8 protein-coding genes are annotated in these 17779 nt (G+C 64.3%); 2 read left to right on the top strand and 6 right to left on the bottom strand.

The features are described from left to right. Window positions 1-340: hypothetical protein (locus ACWEN6_RS27440; RefSeq protein ID WP_452574089.1), on the bottom strand; the 340-nt coding region annotated here is incomplete at its 3' end. 427 nt (window positions 341-767) lie between these two features. Here ACWEN6_RS27440 and ACWEN6_RS27445 point away from each other — a divergent pair. Then, window positions 768-1997 carry a helix-turn-helix domain-containing protein gene (locus ACWEN6_RS27445; RefSeq protein WP_452574091.1) on the top strand — a complete coding sequence of 410 codons (1230 nt, stop codon included), beginning with the start codon at window positions 768-770 and terminating at the stop codon, window positions 1995-1997. Between the two features lie 90 nt (window positions 1998-2087). On the opposite strand, the gene ACWEN6_RS27450 is transcribed toward ACWEN6_RS27445, so the two are convergent. Continuing rightward, window positions 2088-2741, bottom strand: coding sequence for a hypothetical protein (locus ACWEN6_RS27450; RefSeq protein WP_452574093.1), 654 nt, complete (start codon window positions 2739-2741; stop codon window positions 2088-2090). Between the two features lie 736 nt (window positions 2742-3477). Here ACWEN6_RS27450 and ACWEN6_RS27455 point away from each other — a divergent pair. After that, a complete protein-coding gene (locus tag ACWEN6_RS27455; protein WP_452574095.1) occupies window positions 3478-5547 on the top strand; it encodes a DNA translocase FtsK in 2070 nt (689 codons plus the stop codon). A 150-nt stretch (window positions 5548-5697) separates the two neighbouring features. On the opposite strand, the gene drmB is transcribed toward ACWEN6_RS27455, so the two are convergent. From drmB to ACWEN6_RS27475, 4 genes are read right to left on the bottom strand one after another with little or no spacing between them, the layout of a single operon-like run. Beyond that, a complete protein-coding gene (drmB, locus tag ACWEN6_RS27460; RefSeq protein ID WP_452574097.1) occupies window positions 5698-7566 on the bottom strand; it encodes a DrmB family protein in 1869 nt (622 codons plus the stop codon). A gap of 1 nt (window position 7567) precedes the next feature. Then, window positions 7568-10777, bottom strand: a complete 3210-nt coding sequence (locus ACWEN6_RS27465) for a helicase-related protein (protein WP_452574099.1) — start codon at window positions 10775-10777, stop codon at window positions 7568-7570. Next, on the bottom strand, window positions 10761-12689 hold the full coding sequence (locus ACWEN6_RS27470; protein WP_452574101.1) for a UvrD-helicase domain-containing protein: 1929 nt from the start codon (window positions 12687-12689) through the stop codon (window positions 10761-10763). Before ACWEN6_RS27470 ends, ACWEN6_RS27465 begins: the two co-directional genes overlap by 17 nt. Next, entirely contained in the window at window positions 12686-17356 is a 4671-nt protein-coding gene (locus ACWEN6_RS27475) for a DEAD/DEAH box helicase (protein WP_452574103.1), read from the bottom strand. Before ACWEN6_RS27475 ends, ACWEN6_RS27470 begins: the two co-directional genes overlap by 4 nt. Window positions 17357-17779 lie beyond the last annotated feature (423 nt).

The raw sequence follows: 17779 nt of genomic DNA on the forward strand, positions 1-17779 counted from the left end.
CCAGGTGCGCGTCGATCTCGGCGTCGTCGGCCAACCCGGCCGCGAGCAGCTCGCCGCGCACGTGCCGTATGGTCGCCGCCTCCAACCGGTCGCAGACCGGCCCGCCGACCGGGAACGAGCCCGCCGCGGCGACGTCCACCAAGCCCGCCTCACGCAATGCCCTGGGCAGCGTCCGGCCGTAGCGCAGGTCCGCGCCGCGGCGCGTCAGTAGTTCCCGGACCGCGTCGCGCAGCCGGTTGGCCCGCCGCTGCGCAGGGCCGCTGTCGTCCAGGCACGCCAGTGGCTGCAGAGCGGTATCGGCGTCCTCGACCAACAGCCAGCCGCCGGGCCGTAGCGCCATCGAATGTGCCCGGCTCCGGGGGCGGATCAGCGACGACGTCGTGCCGGCGCACCTCGTACCCGTCGCCCGCCTTCAGCCACGACGGGTCGATGTCCGTGGCCAGCACGTGCCCGGTCGGACCGACGGCCGTCGCGAGCGCTTCGGGGACACTGCGTCCGTCGGCCCCCACCTCCCAGCAGCGCGAGCCGGCCCTGACCCCGAGCCGGTCGAAGTGCGCGCGCGTCACACCGTCGAACAGCTCGGCCACATGTGGTGGCCGTTGCCAGGCGACGTCAGAACGGCTCGCGACTGCAAGAACTCGGTTCCAGGTCGACGCTTCAAACTGAAGGGTGTCCCTTAAGCGCTGGCGTCTGTCGGGCCTGCGGCCGGACCTCATGGCATCCTCTGAATCAAACCGCTAGCATTGATTCACGGAGGGAGGATGTCGATGGATCTGCAAGAGATCGGCGCGCGGGTGAAGCGGGAGCGCGAACGTGCGGGCTTCACCCAACGTGACCTTGCTGTTCGTGCCGGCATTTCGCAGCCGACCCTGGCCCGCATCGAGTTGGGGACTCGGCCGACACTCACGATCGCCGAACTTGATCGTCTGGCGATCGCCATGGGGATTCCGCTTCGAGAACTGACCTCGGGCAACCATGTGCTGACCCGAGTACGTGTGGCGGCGCGAATGGCAGGGGCCGACAGTGAGGCGTACGAGGAGGCATTGCGGCGTGCCGTCGACATACTCATCCTGGATGACCGCCTTGATCGGCTTGTCGCCGACGAGCAGTCCCGAGGAATCGAGGCCGCCCGTGCAGCCATGGCGGACCTGCCGCTTCCCGATTCCGCTCAGACGGCCGAGGAGCAGGGCCGTCAACTCTCCCTGTCTGTGCGTAGGACGCTCGACTTGGGCGGAGCGCCATTGGCCGATCCGGCCGAGTTGGTGGAGCGGCTCACCGGAGTCGATACCGCCGTGGTCGAATTTCCCTCTGGAGTCGATGGGTTCACCCTCATTGATCCGACCCGCAGTGTCACCCTCGTTGCGGTAGGGACGAGCGCGGTGGCCGAGCGGCAGCGTTTCACCTACTGCCATGAACTAGGACACCTGCTTTTCGGCGACGGCACCGAGGCTCACCTGCTGGATGGAAGCCGGACACCGGCCGAGCTTCGCTGTGATGCTTTTGCACGTCACCTCCTTGCTCCGCACGATGGCATCAGTGCGTGGCTCGGTATGGACGACTCACGGGAAGAGCGTATCGTCGACGAGCGGACCTGTGCGTTCCTTGCCCGGCATTTCGGGGTGAGCCTGATGGTCATCCTCATTCAGCTGGAACGCATGAATTTGATGACCTGCCGGCAAGTGGAGGCGTTGCGCGGCCCGAGCGGCGCACAGTTGGCATGGCGCTACGGGTGGGGTCCCCAGTACGACCGTGAACAAGAGGGCAGCCGGAAGGCCCGCCCGCCACGTCGAGTACTTGAGAGGGCGATGTCGGCTTACAAGAGGGGCAAGCTCGGCGTTCGCGTGCTGGCCGAACTCGAAGGTCGGGACGTGGCGGCAACGGAAGCGGCGCTGACGGCGGCGGGCGTGGTACCAGAACCTCCACAAATTCGGCGAGTGAACCTCGACAGACTGTTGACGCGAAGGGGTACGCGAGGGGGTCCGCAGCAGGAACCCTGATAATAACGTGCCATGTGATGGCCAGATGATACCGACGTTCATCCTCTGCGGGGCGAACAAGACGGATGAAAATGAATGGGTAGCTCGGTTTCAGATGGGTCCGTCCTGCTTGGACTTCTCCGCCGCCCATTGTTTGTGCGCTTCCAGAAGTCCGCTGATTTCCAACGGAAGCATCCCGTCGCCGTAATTACGCAGTCGCTCGTATGCACTTCGTAGGGCGAAAAGTGTGGGGAAGTGGCCTTTGTCGATGGCCAGATGGAGCACATCCTCGATCGTGAGTACCTCAACTCCCCAGCGACCGGCCAGTCCTTGACCGCCCTGGTCGTCAATGAGCGCCATGACCTCCTGCCCCTGTTCGGCGAGGTGAACACAATGTGCTATCACGATCAACTCGCCGAGGTCTCGCCTGATGCTCAGGGCCTGTTCAAGTTCAAGCCCACGGATGTCCTCGATCACCTCGATCACCCTGGGATGGGCGGTCGCGAGCTCTACGCGAGGCAAGACGTGAATCCATCGACTGGATTCGAGCTTCGCCCAACGTTGCCGCAACTCCGGATATTTGCGGCCGAGACCAGCCACCTCGTCGCACACCTCCTTTGGGACCTTTAACACCAGTCCCGCCCCGGCAAGGGCGTCTATCAGAATCGACTGCAGATTTGCACCCACGAAATGGATGCAGACCGTTGCGTCCAGCACGCAGATCTCGCCTTGCCCACTCGGAGGATCTTCCTCCTGGTCGAGCATTCCTTCCTCTCCTCCCCCCGTTATGGCCTTGCATCGCGGCCACGCCCGGTTCGGATCGCTACCGGAAGCCAAGCGGTGAAGCTGAAGAAGAAGGTATCCGTTGATCGTCGGTAGGTCTAGCCCGGACTAAAAGATGCGTATAAGTTCCAATAGATTCGCCTATAGCGGCGTTTGTCCTTTTTGGGAGATCGCGGCTCCCGGCGAGCGCAGAGAGCTTGCGGGGATGGTGTGTTGTGGGTAATGTGCAGAGATTCGAACGAGCCGAGGCAATCCTATTGATTGAAATTTCAACGACCTATCCCCTTGGTCTGTGGGGATGTTGCATGAAACTGTGTCAAAACGGACTAAGCTCCCTATGGCGCGCAAAGCGGGAGGTATTCTGTGCTTCCTCCCTCATCGGGGAATGAGTGCCATCTCGCCTATTGTGGGATTCGGTTCGGCGTGGTACTTTCTGGATTCTTCTTGGACTCGGCCTGACGTTCCTACCTGGGCCATGCGCCATTCAGCCTTCATTGTCCGCAGGGGAGTTCCGTTCCAGTTGAGAGGGTGATGTGCTGGGCGGATGAAATCAGATGGACGAGAGCCCTGGAGGATTCATGTGGGCTCGGTCGTTCGCTGCACTGTACGCCTTCTAATCCCCTGTCGTAGTTCTCATGCTTTCGCGGATGTGGTGGCCGAATGATGGCCGCTGTATCGCCCAGGAGTGGCCGGTCATGTTGAACGGAGGAACATCTCATTGCCGCAAGAAGAGAAGCTTGGCGGTCGATATCGGCTGGACGCAATCCTCGGTGCGGGTGCCGGTGGGGAGGTATGGAAGGGATTCGACCTTCGACTGGAGCGAGCCGTGGCGGTGAAGCTCATGCGCGACCAGGTGACCCATACGCCGCGCAAGGTGCAGCGCTTCGTGGCCGAGGCGAAGATCGTCGCGGCCCTCTCGCACCCGAACATCGTCGACGTCTTCGACGCCGGAGAGCACGAGGGACGGCTCTTTTTCGTCATGGAGCTGCTGGGTGGCGAAGACCTGGCGAGAGTGATGAGGCGCTTCCTCGGCGGGTTACCCGTCGAGCGCGTCTTGACGATACTCGCGGAGGTGGCAGAAGGACTCGCCGCGGCCCACGCTGCGGGCGTCGTCCATCGAGATGTCAAGCCGGCCAACATCATTCTCGACGGCGACAGCACCAAGATCTGCGACTTCGGTGTCGCCAGGATGGTGCAATCATTCGGAGGTAGGGGAACCTCGGGCATCGGTACCCCCGCTTACATGGCTCCAGAGCAGTTCGAGGGGCGCCTGGAGGAGCGAGCCGATGTCTACTCTCTGGGCATTGCCGTGTACGAGCTGTTGACAGGGCGGCTGCCTTTCGAAGGCAACCCCCAGCAGTTGATGTACAAGCACCTGCACTCCGCTCCGACCCGCCCCAGAGTGATCCGCCCACAGATCCCCTTCTGGCTGGAGGAACTCGTCCTGGCGATGATCGCCAAGAAGCCGGGCGACCGGCCATACGCTCAGGAGATCGCTCAACGCGTCGACGCGAGGCGGCGCGGCTCGCAGCGGGAGCGAACTCGTGATCCCTCCCGAACCAGTGCGGGAGAAAGTGAGGCCTCATTTCCAGGTAGGTCCCCGCGAGGATACGTGCTGCCTTCTCTCCAGATCCTCAGGTCCGGTACGCCGGGAAGGCGGAGAACGGAAGCGGACGAGATCGGGATGAAGGCGATCGGCGAGTTGTTGATGTCGGCCCGCCTGGACGCGACCGTATCCGGCTACAACAGAGGCCCTTCGTTCACCCGTTACGAGATCCGTCTGGGACCGACGACGAGGCCGGACGAGGTGACGGCCATCGCACACCTTATCGCCGCGGCCGTTGGAGCCGGCGATGTACGCCTCCTACCGGGGCTGAACTCCAGTTCGCCACTGCCCGGAGTCCAGGCGGTCGGAGTAGAGGTGCCTCACGTCGAGGCGGACCTCGTCAGCCTGGGTGATATTCATCGCGAACTGCGAGCGCCGGATGCAAGACATGGGCTGATGTTGGGCCTCGGTAGGGAGGTGGGTGGGGATGCGGTCGGCCTGGACGTCGTCAGATCGCCGCACCTGCTGATCGGCGGTGACCCGGGTCTGCTCATCACCGACCCACTTCGTACGATCATCACTTCGGCCGTTGTCCAGGCGACACCGGACGAGCTGCGAATGCTCCTCTTAGGCTCGGTGTCCGGCCGTCTTGAGGCGTTCGTAGACCTCCCGCACTTGATCGAGCCGCTTGTCGTGACTCCTCGGGGCCAGGTCGAGGCCCTGCGATGGCTGACCGAGGAACTCGACCGACGCTACGACGACCTCGCGACCGCTGGCTGCCGCACCACTCGGCAGTACAACCGGGAGGTCGGCGCGGGTCGTGTTCCCGCTCCCCTGACCTCACTAGGAGACCGCCACACGCCGCACCCGGACGTCCTTGTGGTCGTTGAAGAACTCGGGCTGTCGATGAGCGAAGCGCCCGAGGTGGTGGAGAGCTTCGTCGTACAGCTCACACGACTGGGGCGCGCCGTCGGCATTCATGTCGTGCTGCGAGCCCACAAGCCAGATCGACGTACCATCACGAATCGGATCAAGGCTTACGTGCCCGCAAGACTCGGATGTTCCATGGCGACACCCGAGATGAGCACTCACGTGGTGGAACAGACAGGTGCCGAGTATCTGGGGGTCGGCAACGCCTTATTCAGGCCCACGGGAAGCGAGGCGCCGCGTGCGCTGCAGCTTGCTCGCCTCACTCGGCAGGAGGTCGAGGCCATTACTGAGCACTGGCATCGTGAGGCATAGCACAGCCCGACGTTGAGCGGGCGACGACAACGCCGGACGTTCCATCTGGCGTTGTCGCCGACCATGGTGACAGGAGCCCGTCGATTCTCCGGCGCCGTCCCCCGATGCCTGATCCGGTCGTCAGGCCGGATGTCGCCGGGACCATCCATGTCACTCTTTGTTGAAGAAACCCGTCGACGGGTCACCGGGGGTCCCGATGAGCAGCGCTCGATCCAGGAAGACGTTGCCGGCCTCGCAGCTCACCTCGGCGAGAAGGACGCATGCGTAGCACGCGGCCAGGTTGAGGCTGTCGACCCCACGGGCCTCGGATTCCATGCACGGTGGGTCCTGGGAGCACCACGAGGCGCGGGCGAGCGCCGATTCCAAGGACTTGTACAGCTGCCGGTGATCCCCCTGCTTCACCACCCCGCCCAGGCTTCCTTCGGAATCGCTGGTGGCGGTGTAGATGAGCACGCCGGCCATGTTGTCGGAGACGTACAGCCGCTCCCGCAGAGCAGCGGCGGGGTAGCCGGACTCCAGTGTCCATTCGTTGATCAGGATGTGGGCCAGGGTGTGCAGAAGTACGTAGCGAGGGCGGAGAGGAGAGTTGATGTCGGTCACCACTGTCGGATCGCCCGACATTACCGCACGCCTGCGTAGAAGTGCCGTGTGGTTGTCTCGGATCCGGCCAACACGCTGTACTGGACCTGGGAGTCTCTCCCACTCCCGCAGCCTCTTCTCATCGACGGCCAGAAAGACCCCCTCACCGCTGACCTCGATCGCGGGCAACCAGTCGATATCTCCCCGCGAAAGCGCAGCATTGCGGATGTCCTCTGCCCCCTGGACCGGCATCTGGACTCGGGTGAAGGATTCGAGCACCCGGACCTCACGTAGACGCTTCACGAGCATCGAACGCTCGATGCCGTAAGGCAGAGGAACCGAGGGGTCGACAGGCGGAACGCACTCGAAGTAGTCTCCCCGCTCGACCTTGCCGGTGCCGTAGTAAAGCTGTTCATACTCTTCCTTGCGGAGCCTGTTCGCAGGCTCAAAACTTTCATGCTCATCAGGGCGGTCACCCGTTTGCAGGTCTCGACGTTTCTCGACGGCCGCCAACACCCTTTCGGGAGTGAAGCGGCCGTCGCTCACCAGCCCCAGGTTCTTGACGAGTTTGAGGATCGAGGCTCTGGAGTTCCCATCGTCCAGTTGGTCTTTGAGCGTCTGATAATGCGGATTGATCAGACGTTGGAGACTTTCTGACCAGGGTGGTATGGACAACGCCGAGCGATTGATGGGAAACCAGGTCGCCGATGAGCCCCGTTGCAATGTACGCGGTACGGCCGTGCAGCCACCTTGGTCGGCGTCACGGCCGAGCCACGGCCGGCGCCCTCTGCATCTGATGCCCAGGGCGTTCATGGCGGCCGCACCGAAGGCGCCCTCCAGCGAAACGGGAGGCACGCCGCAGGTGCATTTCACGATGACGGAGCGCAATGACGCGGTGCGTCCCGAGCTGTGCAGGCTGAGCCGATGGCCGCGGTCGGATGCCGTCTCGACGGGCGAGGTCTTCTTGTGCACCCATTCGAAGTAGGGGAAGTCGTCGAGATGGCCGTTCTCGCAGGCGATGACGAACCTGGACGGCACCAGCGGCCGCTTGCATGCGCCGCAGAGGTTCTTGCCGGCCGGGGAACCGAACCTCCTGTACTCCTGCAGCATCTTGCAGTCAGGGCAGGAGTACACCTCGGGAAATAACCTGATCTTGACGCCGTTCCCGGACGAAGGATTGTCCACCGGTGGGAGTTGAAAGTGCGAGACGTCCATCCACCTCTCGAGTCGAGGCTCGTAGATGGCGTCCGAGGACCGGACCTTCCAGGTGTCAAGTCCACTGATGATGTAGGAGCGGTCGTCCAGCGCGACCATCGCGCCGACGCCGTACGTGTTGATCATCTGACCGCGCCGCACCGCGCCGACCGGAGTGCTCGTCACCTCGGCGTCACCGTTCTGCCGGCCACCGGGGCGTCTCGTCCGTCCATTACGCAGGGCCATGTCACTTCTCCAGGTAGAGGTCTGATTCGACATCGACGTCCCGCAGGCTCCACAGGGTCGGGAAGGCGTCATCGAGGTCTTCGTCGGAGTGACTGCGCAGCAGAGCGATATCCGGTGGGCGTCGGTCACCTCGCTTGAACGTCCGCTTGGCTTCGTACACCAGATCCGGGTTCCCCTGAGCCAGGTCGAGCCAGATGTCGATGATGTCGTCGATGTCCTCCGTCGTACCGTCCAGTTCCTCAGGCGCGATCGCGGTGACTCGTTCTAGTATCCGCCTCCTGAGCCCTCTGAGCAGATCCTCGTGATCGCGCACGCGCCCTGCCGCCTCGTTGGGCCGCAGTTCGGGGTGAAGCAGCCGTGCCATTCCGACGAGTACGGCGTGCAGGGCGCGGTCGCGTGCACGGGCGGAGAACGGGGTCACGCTTGTGGACTCGACCTGTCGGTAGAGTGCCGAATGGTAGGACACGAAGCTCTCGTAGTGCGAACGGTCCCGAGAGCGACTCGCGTTGAACATCATGACGACCAGGCCGGGGTGTTGACGCCCCACCCGGCTGCTGGACTGGATGTACTCGGCAGTGGTCTGCGGTTGGCCCATGATTGCCATCAGACCTAGGCGGTCGACGTCCACACCCACGGAGATCATGTTCGTCGCGAGCACGCTGTCGAGGACGTCGTCGTTAGGTAGGCCGCGTTCCAGATCCTTGAGCCGTCTGGGAATCTCGCTGGACTTCACCCGGCTGGTCAGTTCGGAGGGCGGATCGGTGAGGCGCAGTTGGTGCCCGTGCTGCTCGGCGAGCAGGCGCAGCCGGTCCTGGACGTCGTCCAGGACCTGTAGTTCCGCCGCGGCCAACAGTCGAAGGCTGTTGAAGTATCCGACGAGGGTCCAGTAGGCGTCGCGGACGCTGTCGTCACCCTTGATCTGCGCCGCGTGGTGAAGAAGGGCCGCGTAGGTGCGTACGAGCAGGGTCGCCTGGCTCATGTTGGGGGTCAAGAGGCCGACATAGAGCCGGGAGGCCTTTTCGTCGGCCGGGGTCTCGACCGCGAACCAGGAGTCGCGAGCGTCCAACCCCGCCGGGGGGAACTGCTGCACCTCCCGGTCGAACAACTGCCGGCCCTGTTCCTTTGCCCTTCGGATCGTCGCGGTGGAGGCGATGACCTTCGGCCGCCTCGCGGCGGTGTCGACCGCAGTCTCGTAAAGACCGGTGAGACTCCCTAGAGGGCCGGAGATCAGATGCAGCTCGTCTTGGACGATCAGGTCGGGAGGGTCGATCTCGGCACCGCCGTCGCGGTTGAAGAGCGACGCGACCTGCTGCCGCCAGGCGATCTGCGCGAACTTGTCGACGGTGGCGATGATCAGCGTCGGACGCGTCCGATAGATCGCCTCGTCAACGACGTGGACGGGTAATGCGGCATGGAAGTCGCAGGCGGAGTTCGGACAGAAGATCCGCATGTGCGAGATCTCCACGTCGACCTCGTAGTGCCAGGCGTCCATGGCGGTACCGCACCAAGGGCAGTTGCGCAGCTGTACCGGGTTTTCGGTCTGCAGTTCATCGCCCTTGCGTAACTTCTCGATGGCGACGGCGGCGTTCTTGAGCTTGTTCGGAGTGGCAGCCGCACCGACCCACATGCCAATGGAGATGGGCTCTCGGCCGAGTTCCGCCGGACGCTCGCGGCGCCTGACCTCCATCGCGCAGATGAGGGCGGCGGCACGCTCGAACTGCTGCAGAGTGAGCAGCCGCAACGTATAGCGCATCAAGGCGGTGACGCCGCCTCCCGCCTCCCCTCTGCGCAACCGCCGGAGGAACACGGTGAACGCGATGATCCCGAGATACGCCTCGGTCTTACCGCCACCCGTGGGGAACCACAGCAGATCGGCGATATCCCGGTCGGGGTGGTTGCGATCGACGATGCCTTCCAGACAGAGCAACAGGAAGGCGATCTGGAACGGACGCCATCGTCCGTCGAGCACAACCTCACCCTTGCGGCCATTTTTGATCCAGCTCGTCCGGCCACGCTGCTGGGCCATCGCCTCGTTCGCGTACCTGAAGGCGGCCATGGCATCGGGGTCACGACGGAGCATCTCGATGCCCGCCGTCATTCGGTCGCAGGCGCTCTCGCAGTGCACGATCTGCTCTGCGGCGGCCTGGCCGAACTCCGTCGAGCGCAGCAGACGTGCCTCCTCCGCGCGTTCGGCGATCCAAAATCGGTATCCCTCCACCAGACCACGCAACGCGGCGACGATCTCGTCAGGTGAGGCATCACCCAGGCGGGCCATTTCCAGCCCAGAGACGTCGATATCGCGGTTGGAGTCGGTGAGCAGGACCTCTTTGGCGGGGACGAATGCCGTCCACACCGCCTCGACCGCACCAGGCCGGCCGCTCAGCAGTTCCTCTGACCGGGGAGTGGGCGGTGTCCAGTCCCAGTCGGCAGCACATCCATGGCCGATGGCGAAGGTCGGGACGTGTCGGTACAAGAGGCGGTTGACGTGCATCTCCAGCTCGTCCGCTCCGACGGGAACCGGTCTTTCCACCAGGGCCTTCGTCCCCGGTGGGCCGGCCACTCGGATGGTCGGCTGGAACAGACAGTGCGCGTCCTGTAGGTCGTAGCTGCCGATCTCACGGTCGTTGACCAGGGCGACGGTGATCGAGACCGCTCCAGTGGCCGGATCCGCCGGCCGGATCCGCATCCGCAGCTCGGTACCCGCTGCCAGTTCCACAGTCGGAGACCGAGGCTCGGTGATGTCCATGGTGACCGGAGCAAGGTCCAGTGTGCGGCGTTTCCACCGCAGGTCCTGTTCGTCGGTGGTCCGTCGGGCGGCCCGCTTCGCCTCGACCGGTCGTCCCTCCTTGTCGACCGGGTCGTACATGGCGACTGAGACGGACACCGTGATGGTGTGGGAGACCGAGGGGGCAACGGCGAAGGTCAGGCCCATGGACGAGGGGGTCTGTCGATTGGCCAAGGAGACGCCGATGTCGGGTTTCTCATCGGCCGCGAGCGTCGCCGACGCCAGATCCACGTCCAGTTCGGCAGCGGCCACCGCCAGGAGCTCCTCGTCGGTGCGCCGCGGAAAGAGCACTCCGGCGGAGTACGCGGTGACCGGAGCGTCCGTCAGCACCTCGTCTACGCCGCCGGCCGGACCCAGCAGGTCGAGCTGAAGCCGTTCCACCAGCTTGGTGCGGAAACGGTAGTGCTCCTTATGCTTCGACATCATCGTGCTCCTCTTGGACCTTCTTGTCCCACGTGAAGTGACTAAGACCGACGAGACGCGGGGCGAGCCACACCCCGTGCGCACCGAGACCCACCTCGATGCCCGCGGCGTGGCTCCCGGCGACCGCCTCTACGGCGTCGATGCGTATGCCGGTGATCGAGGAGGGCCAGTTCTGTGGGACGTAGTTTTTGGACGTCTGGAGATGGCGATACAGATGGCGTCGGAAACGATCGGAGACCGTCCCGATCGGGTGATCGTCGTGCATGACCAGGTACGGCGGACTCATCTCCAGGTGGAGGGTGTCGTGGCCGAGCCGTTGGAGGAGGACCTCGTCACCCGGGGCGACCTTAGTGCTCAGGTAGTCCTGCACTTCGGCCGCGTTCGCGGCGAAATCCCGCATACCGGCCGGCTGTTCGGAATGGACGTCACCGCCGATGATCTCCAGGCCGCCGCGTCGCCAGTACTGGAAGTGGTACCGCGCCCAGCGGTCAGTCGAGTCGTCCACTCGTATGTGCCGCATGTCCAGCGCGTCGAGCCAGTACAGCTCCTCACGCGGCCGGGTCATGGCCACGTACATCAGGCGTGCCTCCTCCGCCGGGTCCAGCTCGTGGACAGCACGTTTCGTCCTCCGCTTCTGTGGGACTCGGATCGGAAGCGGGCCGGGATCGACGATCAGGACCCGGTCGAATTCCAGGCCCTTCGCCCGGTGACAGGACGACACCACCAGCGAAGAGGCCGGTTGCGCAGTGAGCTCGTCGGGCAGCCGGCGGGCGGCCAGGGCCGCTCGCAATCTCTGCAAATCGAGGCTGTTCTCGCCTCCCCGCAGAGAGGCCATGCGGGACAGGAGCCGCCACAGACGGTCGGGTGCCTCCGCCCCTACCATCGGTGGACCGGTGAGCAGATCATGAAATTGGGAGCGGCTCAGTCTGGAACCTTCGTGCCGCATGAGCAACAGGGCGAGCCAGGCGGGGGCCGCCCGGTCCTGCGTCGACCGTTGTACGCGATGGGGAACACCGGTGGCGTGCAGTTGCTCGGAGATGACGAGCGCCTGTCCGTTGGTGCGACAAAGAATCGCGGTCGTGCCGTCATGACTTACGAGCATGTCCCGGACGAGCTCGTTCACCACACCGATATTGAGCGAGCCGTCCCGCAGGGTCGATCGCAGCTCGGTATAAAGCTCCTGTCCTGCCTCGACGGCCGTTTCACTGAGTGCCCGCAAAGCGGGGCCGTACCTCAGGGCCGTCTTTGCCTCCGAAGTGCGTGCGCGGAAGTTCTCGGTGAGTTCGAGTTCCACGAGGTCCTCGCCCCACACGGCTCGTAGCCAGGTGAAGAACCGGTTCGTCTCACCGGCGCGCTCTGCAGGGTCGCGAACAGTGAAGCCATAGATCGACTGAGCCGGGTCGCCGACAACGGTGAAGCCGCAGTCGAAGCGGTCCAGCAGTGCCTCGACCAGGTCGCGACGCGCGCCGACAAGGTCCTGTACCTCGTCGATGACCACATGGCGGAGGTCCTCCTCGTAAAGGTCGTCGGCGAGCCCGTTGTCGATGGCTTGACGGGCTCCGTCTATCCGGGCTTCGAAGGACCTGCTCGGCCAGTCACCGGAGGCATCGACTTGGGTGAGCAGGTCCAATGCCCAGGAGTCGAAGGTCTGTGCCCGCACATGACGTGCGGCGTCCCCATGGTGCCCGAGCCGGTCGAGCAGTTCTCGTACCGCGGCCCGCGAGAAGGTGAGGACCAAAATCTCCCCGGCACTCAGGTCCTCGACCTGCACCAGTCGGTCCAAGCGCCGGACGAGTGTGTGCGTCTTGCCGGCCCCGGCGCCCGCGGTGACCAGCATCCGTGCGTCGGCAGGCTGGTCCACCACGGCCTGCTGCTCGGCGGTGAGCGTCGGGCTCGCGGCGTAAACCTCGTTCATGACCGTCTCCACAGGTCCTCGAACTCCGTGAAGGCGAGCTTTTTGTCATAGTTGGTGATGTTGTCGGCCACATCGAGGATCAGGCAGGTCTCTTTGCCGCCGTTCTTGGGACCGCGCAGGCCACGGCCGATCATCTGTTGGTAGACGTTCGGACTGAAGGTCGGCCGCGCCACGATGACGACCTCGGTGGCGGGGGCGTCGAATCCCTGTGCGAGAACCGCGTAGTTGGTGAGGACACGGATCTTCTTGCTGCGGAACTCCTCGATGCGGCTTCGCCGGTCTGCGCTGGGGGTGGCGGAGTCGATGGCGGCGGACCGAATGCCCCGGTCGTTGAGCTTGGCCGCCAACAGCTTCGCGTGATTGACCGAGGTGGCGAACACCAGGACCGGGCTGTCCAGAGGCAGAGCCTCGATCTCCCTGAGCAACATTTGGTTGCGTTCGACGTCGCGTCCCAGCCGATCCTCCGCTGAGGACGGCAGACGGCCGCCCTGGAAGCCGACCGCCTGCTCCAACTCCTCCGAGGTGAGCTCGATCGTGGCTCCGGTCAGCTCACGGTGCTCCGTCTTCGCCAGTACACCGAGTTCTTGGAGTTCGGGGTACGGATTCGGTGCGAGTACCCCCTCGTCTATCCGATTCCGGCCGTACCGCTCCACGAGCCGACGAGTCTCCTCTTCATTGAAGCCGCGATAGGGCGTGGCTGTCAGGCCGATCAACGGACGCGCGGACTCTCGGTGCGTGATCCCGAGAAGGGAGAGTAATTTCGTGTAGCGAGGCGTGGTCGAGACGTGTGCCTCATCGATGATCACGAGGGCTGCGTCCCGCAGCCAGGCGTACTCAGGCTTGTCGAGGCAGACCTCGAGTTTCGCGTCGGTGGCGACGACCAGGTGTGCCGTCTCCTTGATCGCGGTGGCCTCTCTGCTCTCCCAGAGCCGGTTGATGGTCAACCTCTCCGCCGGTCCCACCTTCGACCAGACGAACGCCCAACTCTGGACGGCCTGCTCGCACAGGTCTCCGGTCTGCGCGATCCAGAGGACGGGACGTCCGTCCAGTCCTCTTTCCTTGATGACGCGGATCACCGCCTCGGCGGCGACGCGGGTCTTGCCGGCCCCGGTCGGCAGGCACAGCATGCCCCTCGGAGCCCGATACCTGGTGAGCAGGTCGAACATGTTGCCGGCCAGCTTCTCTTGGTAGTCGTGCAACCGGGGGTAGGCGGTCGGCCCCGAGACCGATTCGATGGCGGGCAGGTTCTCGCTCTTGGAGCCGGCGTACGACTCCGACAGGCCCAGGTCGTTCACGAGCCGTAGCGAGTTGGTGTCACCGCGGAAACTCGCGGCGGCCTCGGGAATGTTCGCCTCGACGTCCTTGCGATAGACGCGCAGGACGTCCGGTCCGAACGCGTTATGGGCGAGTTGGGCGATACGGCGGGCGTTGACGGGCTTCCCGCTTTCCGCCTCCTCGCTCTCCAACAGCCCTTGGGGCAGGCCCTTGCGTAGAGCTTCCGGGCCGACCAGTTCCAGAACCTTGTCCGCGGGATCGGCGGCCTGTCGCGCACGCTGTAGACGCTCGTTGTTGCGCTTCTTCTCCCGCAACTCCAAGATCTTTTGGCAGCCGAGTTGGCCAAGGCCGAGCTTGAGTGCCCCGTCCACGGAGATCAGAGCCGTGAGGTCGTCGGTCGGCCGTAGAACCAGCACAGTATGGTCTTGGACCTGTATCGCGGTGGGGATCTGTTCGGTACGGGACCCGCTCGGCGTCCTGATGATTTCTTGCAGCTCGCTGCACCGCACCAACGACCAGCCGTCCACCATCGGACCGCGCATGGCCTTCAGATGCGGGAACTCCTCGGTCAACAGAACCGCGTCCGTCTCCGGGACGGACCGCAGCTCCTTCTGGATCACGTCCGTAGGGGACAGCATCCCCCAGGTCTCCCGCATCTGCAGCGCCGCCTCTGCGGAGGGGGCGAGCAGTGCGGGTACGCTCTCCCGCACGAGCGCCTCGTATTCCGCGCGACTGGCGGTGACGGCGATGCTCTTGTCCTCGACGTCACTGCTCCACAGGCCGCCCACACGGCACCGAGTGGTGGCACCGTCCGGCCATGCGGCACCCGCTTGGAGGAGCAGAGCGTAGACCTTGCCGGGGAAGGCGTCGTCCTCACTGGCCCCCGCCTCCTGAACCAACTTCTGCCACAGGGTGTCGCGAATCTGGTCGAGAGTGTCGGGCAGCTTGAGGACGTCCGCTGTCGACGTGGGAAGGTCCGCCACCGGCAGTACATCTGTGTGCTCTCGTAGCGTCGGGCCCACCGAGCGTGTGACGGGCCGTAGCCCGCGGGAGGTTTTCAGCCAGCCATGGACGCGAGCCATCCAGACCAGCGGTGACATCACAGCCTGTCGCGTCGACTGTTGGCGACCTACCTGCATCGTCCAGGTGCTGACGAGTCCGGTGCGCGGCAGCTCCTGGAGGAAGGCCGCGCGCCCTTCTTCCGACAGTTCCGTCAGGAAGTGCAGCGGACCCGCGGGCGGCGCGCCCTCGAACTTCATGGTCGCCATCTGTGGCCGCTGTACAGAGGGGGGCAGTTTCCTGCAGTAGGCCTTCCACCTGCTCTCGACGTAAGATTCGTACCAAGGCTCCAGGCGCGGATCCTTGCCGAGCGCCGGCCCTTCCAGGAGACCTAGGTCACGTAGGATGAGGCGGTCAGGAGCGTGGAACTGCACATCGACGGCGATATCGGTATCTCGTGAACCGTCCGCAGGAACGACTTTGCCAGGCACCAGACAGTCGAAGATGCGGCGGAACCCGCCGGAGACCGTCCGTACCTTGAGCAGCTTGGTCGTGTCGATCCGGGCGGCGCGTAGTGCGGCGAGGGTGTCGGCCGGCCCTGCCTGACGCGACAGTTCCCAGAAAGCGGTCCACTGTGCGTCGTCGTAGCCGGTGAAACCCTGCTCCACCACCGAGGCGAATCGTCCTGCGGCGTCGGCCTCGTGGACACCGAGCTCGTCGAGCGCCCGTCGGACCGAGTCGTCGGAGATCACGTGTTCGTCGACGTAGATCATCTGATCCGAAAGCCGGTCGTTGATCGTGCGCCGGAAGAGCTTGGGGGAGGGGGCCTCAAGAGTGTTCGACTCGGTCAAGATGATCTCGGCCTCAAGAGCCTCCGCCGCGAGCTCGTGGTTCAGGCGCTTCATGTCCGCGACGATCAGGATGGCTCGTGCAGAGGCTTCGGGCGACCCGTCCTGCACGAGTGCCTCGAGCCACTCGCGTACGGTCGACACCGAAATCTTGGCTTCACGGAGGATCCGCTCGACGCTCTGCCTGCGGTGAGACGTCTTCTCCACCAAATGGTGACACCAGTTTTCGGGCCGGCCCGCATGACCAGCCCAGAGCTCGCGCCAGTGTGGACGGAGGTCCGCCGGGTGGAGGTGGATCTCGGCGGGGACCCGGAAGCGGCCCTTCTGGTCCACCAGAGTGGGACGTGTCATCGCGGACTTCCAGATGGCGTCGACGAGGCCGGTCGCCGCGAACTGTGGCTCCTCGCGTCCCCGGGCGGGAACATGGTCCAGATAAGCGCATGGGTCGTCGTCCACGGCGAGAAGCCTCAAGGAGTCGACCACGAGTTCGGCCGCCACCTGGATGAGTTCGACGTTGAACGCGTTGGCGTCGTAGAGGTTCTGCCGGTCCTCGCTGGTCTTCCAGGGCGCGTTGACGATTCCCCGAAGCGTGGTGGTGAAGTTCGTCGGGAAGTAGGCCCAGAACCTGCCCAGCATTGTGTCTCTGCCTGTTCGCTCGGGCACGGCCCAGGAGACGTCCACCTCGGGACGGTCATGCAGCTCTCCCGCCTCGCCTAGTGCCCGCTGGGAAGGGCGGTGCGTCCTGGTGAAGATGCGCCACTGCTCGGTAGTGCTCCTGCCGGAGTTCGTCCGCACTGTGATCGTGTGTCGGTCTCCGGAGATCTCCCGAGAGATCTCCCGTACGGTCGGCGTTTGTCCGCGCCGGTCCTCCAAGGCCACGACGCCGACGTGCGGGGAGAAAAGCGGAAACGCGTTCGGGAAGTGTTGGAGGTCTCGCGCGAGTCGCTCAACGTGGGCGGGCTTGAGAGGGAGTCGGACGACGGTCGTGGCCCAGGTCAGCAACTCGGCCAGTACGGGGTCGGTGGCCGTCTCCTTGTCACGGTCGAGCGGCTGCGCCATCCGAAGGACCGGGACGTCGATAGCGTCCGGCTGAACCGATGCGATCTGACGCTTGGCCCACTCGCGGTCGAAGCCGAAGCTCTTGTCGTCGTCCCGGCTGAAGAACTGCGGCGAGTCGGTGACACTGAGGACCGACTTGATCCCCACGCCGAACCGACCGATCTGACCGCCACGTTTACGTGAGACGCTCATCCGGAGGATCGTGTCCGCGCCATCAGGGGTCATCGGAGTCCCCTGGTTCGCGCAGTAGAGGTATTGCTTGGTCAGGACGACGCCGATCTTCCCGCCTGGATCGTTCCTAAGCTCGTCGGCGCCGTTCTGGACCAGTTCATAGACCTGCCGATCACCGTACCCGCCCTCTTTGATGCGTCGCTCGCCGTTGGCGTGTTCTTGTATGAGCCCCGGGTCGATGCGGTAGGTCTCGAGTACTCGCCTCGACTGCTCCAGGACGACCTGGAGGACAGAGGACTTCTGGGGGGCGCTCACGTTCGTTCGGCTCCTTGGGCGGGGTCCCATCAAGCGATCTGTTGATACATCTGCTCGTGAACGAGTCGTACCCGGTCGCATGCTGCCGAAAAACGTCGACCGACTTTCTTCGGGCATGACGATAAGAGTTTTCGCCCGACGAAGGCATATCTCGGGCCGGTGTCACAAAGGCGACCGAAGAGCGAAGAGCACGGAAGGTTTGTCCGCGGCACGGTGCGGATAAGGGTCTTGTGATCGGACGCCGCATATTCCTGAGCGTGATCGTTGCCATGCGGTTGCGAGGGTCTCCCGCATTCCGGGCGATGCGTCGCCGATACTGCCAGACTCGACGTACCTCCCGCAAGCGGCTTTGGGGAAATGCCCCGTCTCTGTTCGATGTGTGCTGTCAATACAGGGCATCTTTGCTTTTAAGTGGATGTAACG

The organism is Sphaerisporangium sp. NPDC004334, assembly GCF_053602655.1.